Annotated in this window: 5 protein-coding genes; 1 reads left to right on the top strand and 4 read right to left on the bottom strand. The window is 65.8% G+C overall.

The window, feature by feature from the left end:
• Positions 1 to 147 precede the first annotated feature (147 nt).
• Positions 148 to 3735 (bottom strand): methionine synthase, encoded by a 3588-nt coding sequence (metH, locus tag EET13_RS16250; RefSeq protein ID WP_122443250.1) that lies wholly within the window; start codon positions 3733 to 3735, stop codon positions 148 to 150.
• An 89-nt stretch (positions 3736 to 3824) separates the two neighbouring features.
• Between metH and EET13_RS16255 the strand changes: the two genes are divergently transcribed.
• The gene (locus tag EET13_RS16255; protein WP_425293688.1) at positions 3825 to 4709 is read left to right on the top strand and encodes a PAC2 family protein; all 885 of its coding nucleotides are present in this window, start codon (positions 3825 to 3827) and stop codon (positions 4707 to 4709) included.
• Here the strand turns inward: EET13_RS16255 and EET13_RS16260 are convergent.
• From EET13_RS16260 to mshC, 3 genes are read right to left on the bottom strand one after another with little or no spacing between them, the layout of a single operon-like run.
• Entirely contained in the window at positions 4706 to 5890 is a 1185-nt protein-coding gene (locus tag EET13_RS16260; RefSeq protein ID WP_168991126.1) for an FAD-dependent monooxygenase, read from the bottom strand. The genes EET13_RS16255 and EET13_RS16260 overlap by 4 nt on opposite strands.
• Before the next feature lie 22 nt (positions 5891 to 5912).
• A complete protein-coding gene (locus EET13_RS16265; RefSeq protein ID WP_122443251.1) occupies positions 5913 to 6794 on the bottom strand; it encodes an SDR family oxidoreductase in 882 nt (293 codons plus the stop codon).
• Between the two features lie 24 nt (positions 6795 to 6818).
• Positions 6819 to 8063, bottom strand: coding sequence for a cysteine--1-D-myo-inosityl 2-amino-2-deoxy-alpha-D-glucopyranoside ligase (gene mshC, locus EET13_RS16270; RefSeq protein ID WP_122443252.1), 1245 nt, complete (start codon positions 8061 to 8063; stop codon positions 6819 to 6821).
• Between the last annotated feature and the right edge of the window lie 115 nt (positions 8064 to 8178).

Genomic DNA, 8178 nt, shown 5'->3' on the forward strand with positions numbered 1-8178 from the left:
ATGTCGGGCGGTATCCACCGGTATACGGATTTCGACTGTCCCCCAATCGGCGGACACAGCGTGTCGTCGAACTGATATCAGATCGATCGCGCCCAGCCCGCGGCGAAGAAATCCGCGATAGCCGGTCCGCCCTTACCGGTGGCCTACTCAGACGTTGAAGTACTTGGCCTCGGGATGGTGCAGGACGAACGCGTCGGTCGACTGCTCGGGATGCAGCTGCAACTCCTCGGACAGCGTCACGCCGATACGGTCGGGCTCCAGCAGCTGCATCATTTTGGCGCGGTCCTCGAGGTCCGGACAGGCCCCGTACCCGAAGGCGAACCGGGCACCCCGGTAACCCAGCTTGAAATAGTCCTCGACGGCGTCGGGATCCTCGGCGGCCATCGTGCGGTCGGCCGAGTACCTGAGCTCCTCCCGGATGCGCCGATGCCAATACTCAGCCAGCGCTTCGGTGAGCTGCACGCCGATACCGTGGACTTCGAGATAGTCGCGGTAGGAGTCGGCGGCGAACAACTCGTTGGCGAAATCGGCGATCGGCTTACCCATGGTCACCAGCTGGAACGGCAGCACATCCACCTGATCCCGCTCGCGGGCGAGCTCGCGCGACCGGACGAAATCGGCGATGCACAAGAACCGGCCGCGCTGCTGGCGCGGGAATCTGAAACGGTAGCGTTGCTCGGCGTCGGGTGCGGGTTCGGTGAGGACCACGACCTCGTCACCTTCGGACACAGCCGGGAAGTAGCCGTACACGACGGCGGCGTGCGCCAGGATGCCATCGGTGGACAACCGGTCCAGCCAGTAGCGCAGCCGCGGCCGCCCTTCGGTCTCGACGAGGTCTTCATACGACGGGCCGTCGCTGTTGGGACCGCCACGTGTCCCGCGTAATCCCCACTGGCCCAAAAACAATGCGCGCTCGTCGAGCATGCCGGTGTAGTCGGCGACAGCCAGGCCCTTGACGATCCGCGAACCCCAGAACGGCGGGGCGGGCACTTCGACATCGGCCGCGGCATCGGAGCGTTCCGGGACTTCGACCGGATCCTCAGCGGCTTTACGTTGTGCGGCAATGCGTTTGGAGCGTTCGTGACGAGCCTTGCGCTCGGCTTCCTTCTTACGGGCTTGGATGGCTTCCGGACTGTCGACGTCCGATGCTTCGCCTCGCTTGGCGCTCATGATGGTGTCCATCAGCTTGAGGCCCTCGAAAGCATCACGCGCATAATGCACTTCGCCTTCGTAGATGTCGGCAAGGTCGTTTTCGACATAGCTACGGGTCAGCGCGGCACCCCCGAGCAGCACCGGGAATTTTTCGGCGACGCCCCTCGAGTTCATCTCCTCGAGGTTCTCCTTCATCACCACCGTTGATTTCACCAGCAGCCCCGACATTCCCACCACGTCGGCGCTCTTGTCCTCGGCCACTTCGAGAATGGTGGCGATCGGCTGCTTGATGCCGATGTTGACCACCTCGTAGCCGTTGTTGCTCAAGATGATGTCGACCAGGTTCTTGCCGATGTCGTGCACGTCGCCCTTGACGGTGGCCAGGACGATGCGACCCTTACCCGAATCGTCATCGGATTTCTCCATATGCGGTTCGAGATACGCGACGGCGGTCTTCATCACCTCGGCCGACTGCAGCACGAACGGCAGTTGCATCTGGCCCGAGCCGAACAGCTCACCGACCATCTTCATGCCGGCCAGCAGGTTCTCGTTGATGATCTCCAGCGGCGGCTTCTGGGTCATCGCCTCGTCGAGGTCGGCTTCCAGGCCGTTGCGTTCGCCGTCGACGATGCGTTGGGCCAGCCTCTCGAACAGCGGCAGCTTGGCTAGTTCGGCCGCGCGCGATTCCTTCGACGACGCCGCCGACACACCTTCGAACAGGCGCATCAGCTCCTGCAGGGGGTCGTAGCCGTCACGGCGGCGGTCATAGACCAGATCGAGCGCCACCGTGCGTTGTTCCTCGGGGATCCGGTTCATCGGCAAGATCTTCGAGGCATGCACGATCGCCGAATCCAAGCCGGCCTCCTGACATTCGTGCAGGAACACCGAGTTAAGCACTTGGCGTGCAGCAGGATTGAGGCCGAAAGAGATATTAGACAACCCAAGCGTGGTCTGCACGTCCGGGTGGCGCTTCTTGAGTTCCCGGATGGCCTCGATGGTTTCGATGCCGTCTTTGCGGGACTCCTCCTGACCGGTGGCGATGGTGAAGGTCAACGTGTCGATGAGGATCGACGATTCGTCCACACCCCAGTTGGTGGTGATGTCGTTGATCAGCCGCTCGGCGATTTCGACCTTCTTCTCGGCGGTGCGCGCCTGGCCCTCTTCGTCGATGGTCAGCGCGACCACCGCCGCGCCGTGTTCGGCGACCAACTCCATGGTCTTGGCAAAGCGCGATTCCGGGCCGTCGCCGTCCTCATAGTTCACCGAGTTGATGGCGCAGCGGCCGCCGAGGTGCTCCAAACCGGCTTGCAGCACCGGGGTTTCGGTGGAGTCCAGCATGATCGGCAAGGTCGACGACGTGGCCAGCCGGCTGGCCAGGGCCTTCATGTCGGCGACGCCGTCACGGCCGACGTAGTCGACGCACAGGTCCAGCAGATGCGCGCCGTCGCGAGTTTGGTCCTTGGCGATGTCCAAGCATTTCTGGTAGTCCTCGGCGATCATCGCCTCACGAAAACCCTTGGAGCCGTTGGCGTTGGTGCGCTCCCCGATCACCAGGACCGAGGCGTCCTGGGCGAACGGGACTGCGCTGTACAGCGACGACACCGCCGGCTCGTAGCTCACCTGACGCTGCGGGCGCTCGACGTCCGGGACGGCCGCAGCCACCGCGCGGATATGGTCCGGAGTGGTGCCGCAGCAGCCACCGACCAGCGACAGCCCGAACTCGGCGATGAAGCCGGCCAGCGCCTCGGCCAGCTCGTCGGGCCGCAACGGATACTCCGCGCCCTTGGCGCCCAGCACCGGCAGGCCGGCGTTGGGCATCACCGACACCGGAATGCGGGCCTGCCGCGACAGATACCGCAGGTGCTCGCTCATCTCGGCGGGACCCGTCGCGCAGTTCAAGCCGATCATGTCCACTCCCAGCGGCTCGACCGCGGTCAGCGCCGCACCGATCTCACTGCCCAGCAGCATCGTGCCGGTGGTTTCCACGGTGACGTGGGCGAACACCGGAATGTGGCGGCCCGCCTGCTTCATCGCCCGCCGCGAGCCCAGCACCGCGGCCTTGAGCTGCAGCAGGTCCTGACAGGTCTCCACCAGGATGGCGTCGGCTCCGCCGTCCAGCATGCCGAGTGCGGCCTCGGTGTAGGCGTCGCGGATCACCGCGTATTCGGTGTGGCCCAAGGTGGGCAGCTTGGTGCCGGGCCCCATCGACCCCAGCACGAAGCGCTTGCGGCCGGGACTGGATAGCTCGTCGGCGACCCGTCGGGCGATAGCGGTGCCCTTTTCCGACAGGTCGCGGATCTTGTCGGCGATGTCATAGTCGCCCAGGTTGGACAGGTTGCAGCCGAAGGTGTTGGTTTCCACCGCGTCCGCGCCGGCCTCGAAATAGTTGCGGTGGATAGCTTCCAGCACGTCAGGGCGGGTTTCGTTGAGGATCTCGTTGCAGCCCTCCAGGCCGCGGAAGTCATCCAGCGTGAGATCGGCAGCCTGCAGCTGGGTGCCCATCGCGCCGTCGCCCACCACCACGCGCTGCGCCAGAACGTCAAGGAGATCAGTGTCGTAGCGGGGCTTGTTCGCGGCAGTCACATGACAAGGATAGTCGGCCTATGGATTCGCCTCAGTCGTTGACAGCGCTCTGACAGGTCAGGCCCAGGCCGTACGCTGATCGTGTGACCGTGCCGGATGCTGAGCCCGACGGCGGCCAAACGCTGCCCGAACTGCACAACACCGTCGTCGTGGCGGCGTTCGAGGGCTGGAACGACGCCGGTGACGCGGCCAGCGACGCCGTATCGCACCTGGCCGACATCTGGGATTCGCATCCCATCGTGGAGATCGACGACGAGGCCTACTACGACTACCAGGTGAACCGTCCGGTCATCCGTCAAGTCGACGGGGTCACCCGGGAATTGGAGTGGCCGGCCATGCGCATCTCGCACTGCCGCCCACCAGGTAGTGACCGCGACGTCGTCTTGATGCACGGGGTAGAGCCGAACATGCGCTGGCGCACCTTCTGCGCCGAGCTGCTGGCCATCGTCGACAAACTCAATGTGGACACCGTCGTCATCCTCGGAGCGCTGCTGGCCGATACCCCGCACACTCGCCCCGTGCCAGTCTCGGGGGCGGCCTACTCCCCCGAATCGGCGCAGATCTTCGGGCTGCAGGAAACCCGCTACGAAGGCCCGACCGGCATTGCCGGGGTGTTCCAGTATGCGTGCGTGGCAGCCGGCATCCCGGCGGTGACGTTCTGGGCGGCGGTGCCCCACTACGTGTCGCACCCGCCGAACCCGAAAGCCACGGTGGCACTGCTGCGCCGGGTCGAAGACGTGCTCGACGTCGAGGTGCCGCTGGGCGACTTGCCGACCCAAGCCGAAGCCTGGGAGCAGGAGATCAGCGAGATGGCCGCCGAAGACGACGAGCTGGCCGAGTACGTACAGTCGCTCGAACAGCACGGCGACGCCGCCGTCGACGTCAACGACGTTCTGGGCACGATCGACGGCGACGCGCTGGCCGCCGAGTTCGAGCGCTATCTGCGCCGCCGCCGTCCGGGGTTTGGGCGTTAGTCGCCAGAGCCGAGCCGAAGCATCGTGATCAGTGCCGTCGGCTCGCCTGCCAGGGTGGCCTCGATGAATCGGTTGACCAGCGGACGCCACGTGAGCCGCAGCATGGCACGGCGGATCGCCGACTGCGACGGCCCCGGCCACAGCCAGCCGGAGGCGGCCCCGCCGCTCTGTTGCTTGTCATCGACCACCGGACGCCAAAGCCGTTCGTAGAAGGCCAGCGCGCGCTCCACCGATGACGTCTTGCGCAGCTGTTCGGACAGCACATAGGCGCTGGCCATGGCCAGCGAAGCGCCCTGCCGGCTCAGCGCCGAGACCGCGAAGCAGGCGTCGCCGATCAGCACCACCCGCTTGTTGCTCCAGAGCGGCATCTGGATCTGCGCGACCTGGTCGTGTTCGACCGCATCGGCTTCCGGGCAGCGGTCGAGCACTTCGCCTACCAGCGCGCCCATCCCGGCATACTCCTTGCGCAGGGTGGCCCGAACGTCGTGCGGTGGGTTTGCGTCGGCCGTGCGGTACACCGCCGTCACCGCGGTCCGGCCATCTCGCAGCGGGTGGAGGCCAAGTTGGCGATCGGCCGTGTCGGTGAAAACGACCTGGCCGGCGGTTGACCCCCGAACGCCCGGAGCGTCGAGCACGAAGGAGGCGGAACGGAATCCCGGGTATCGCAGATATTGCGGCTCCAAACCGAATACCAGCGTCCGCACGGTCGAGTGGATGCCGTCGGCGCCGACCAGGAGATCGGCATCCAGTTGTGCACCCCGGTGCACCGTGACAGTCACCCGATCGTCGCGTTGCATCACGTCGGACACCGCCGCACCGAACCGCAGCTCCACCTGTTGCGGCAGGTTGTCCAGCAACACCTTTTCCAGATCGGGGCGCATTATCCGGCACAGCCGGCCGTCGAGCGCCGTGGTGATCTGCCGGTAGGGCAGCGCCGCCCTGTGCCGACCGTGGCGGTCGATCAGGCTGGTGTCGCCGAGGGGATAGCCGACCCCTTGGATAGCAGGCAACACTCCGATGGCCTCCGCGGCGTCGTAGCCGGCGCCATAGAAGTCGATCATGTGGCCGTGGGTCCGGGGACCGGAGCAGCGTTCGAGAACGACGACCTCGGCTCCGAGCGTCGACAACCGCTCCGCCAGGCTCAGCCCGGCGATTCCGGCGCCGCAGATGGCCACTTTCACGGGGTCACCAGGGCGGACTCGACTACTGCTTGTCCAGAGTTTGGGTATACGCGCTGGTGGACCGGCCGAGCGCAGCCACCTGGGCATCCATGCGGGGCAGCAGCTCGGCGGTGGTCTTGCGGATGGGACCTTCCCCGACCGACGTCGACAGCACCGGCTTGAGCCAGCGGAACATGCCCACCCATCGCGGACAGAAGATACGCGTCTTGCGGCCCTCGATGCCGGTGACGAACGCTGCCGCGCACTTGTTGACCGAGGTGGTGAGGTTCAGCGGCCAGGGGAGCCTCCTCAGAAGCTCGTCGAACGCGGGCAAGTCTGCCTTGGTGTCGCGGACCAGTGCGGTGTCGATCCAGGACATGTGGGCTGAGCCGACACTGACGCCGTGGTGGGCGACTTCGAGTCGAAGCGCATTGGCGAATATCTCAACTCCGGCCTTAGTTGCGTTGTAGGGCGCCAGCCCGGGAGACGCCGCGTATGCGGCCAGCGACGACACGATCAGCACATAGCCGCGGCGCTCGATCACCGCCGGCAAGGTAGCCCGCACGGTGTGGAAAACACCGAGCACATTGACGTCCAACACCTTTCTGAATGCCTCCGGGTCGACCTGGAGCACGGACCCGTAGCTGGCGATGCCGGCGTTGGCGATAACGACATCGATGCCGCCGAACTTTTCGATCGCCTGATCCACCGCGGCCTGCATCGCCGATAGATCGCGGACATCGGCCACCACGGTCAGCACCCGACCGTCGCCGCCCAGTTCGGCGGCAATGGTGGTCAGCTCCGCTGCGCCGATATCCGTGAGCACCAGTTTGGCGCCTTTGTTGTGCAGCCGGCGGGCGACCTCGGCCCCGATTCCGCGAGCACCGCCAGTGATGAAGACAACCTTGTCCTGCACCGATGTCATGGCCGAAAACGTACCATTGCGGGCCTAGAGGTCCACTCCTAACAGGGCGTCGATGGCGGTCGCCACCGATGTCGGCGCGCTCTCGTCGTGGCCACCGTATTCGAGCGCGTCGGTAGTCCAACTATCCAGTGCGGCAATGGCTTTAGGCGTGTCGAGATCGTCGGCCAGGTAGCGGCGCACCCGTGCGATGACGTCGGCGGCGTCCGGACCGGCGGGCAGTGCGGTGGCGGTGCGCCAGCGTTGCAGCCGGCCCGCGGCCTCGTCGAGCACCTGTTGTGTCCAGAAGCGGTCTTCACGGTAATGCCCCGCCAGCAGACCCAGCCGCAGCGCCGACGGTTCGACGCCCTGCGCGCGCAGCGCCGACACCAGCACCAGGTTTCCACGGCTCTTGGACATCTTGTGCCCGTCCCAGCCGATCATCCCGGCGTGCACATAATGCCTGGCGAATCGACGCTCACCGGTGACGCATTCGGCGTGGGCGGCGGTGAACTCGTGATGCGGAAAGATCAGGTCGCTGCCCCCGCCCTGGATGTCCAGGCCGCTGTTGATGCGGCTGAGGGCGATAGCGGCGCATTCGACGTGCCAGCCGGGTCGGCCGGCTCCGAACGGCGACGGCCAACTGGGTTCGCCGGCGCGGGCGGCGCGCCACAGTAAGGCGTCGAGTTGATCCGTCTTGCCGGGCCTGCTCGGGTCGCCGCCGCGCTGCTCGAACAGGGTCAGCATCGTGTCGCGGTCACAACCCGATTCGTAGCCGAATTGCACGGTGGCGTCGGCCCGGTAGTAGATGTCGGGGTAGGCCCCTATTTCCGGGTCGACCGTGTACGCGGCGCCGGACGCCAACATTTTTTCAATGAGCTCGACCATTTCGGCAACTGCCTCGGTAGCGGCGACATAGTCGTGGGGCGGCAGCACCCGCAACGCCTCCATGTCGGCGCGGAACAGCTTGACCTCGCGGTCAGCGAGCTCGCGCCAGTCCACGCCGTCGCGGTCGGCGCGCTCGAATAACGGATCGTCGACGTCGGTGACATTCTGTACGTACTGCACGTCATGGCCCAGGTCCTGCCACAGCCGATGGATCAGGTCGAACGCAAGATATGTTGCGGCGTGGCCCAGATGCGTCGCGTCGTAGGGAGTAATTCCGCAGACGTACATGGTCGCCTTGGGTCCCGGTGTCACTGGGCGCACCTGACGATCGGCAGTGTCGTATAGTCGCAGCTCCGGCCCGCGCCCCGGCAGGTTCGGAACCGGGGCAGAAGACCAGGATCGCATGCCCTCGACTTTAAGCCCGGCGACCCAAACATTGCGAACCCCCCGACGATACGGCCGCATAGCGGAGTGGTCACGAAGGTGGCGGCTTGGGTGCGGGCTTGGTGGGGTGGGCTTG

The organism is Mycobacterium attenuatum (assembly GCF_900566085.1).
Taxonomy (GTDB): Bacteria; Actinomycetota; Actinomycetes; order Mycobacteriales; family Mycobacteriaceae; genus Mycobacterium; species Mycobacterium attenuatum.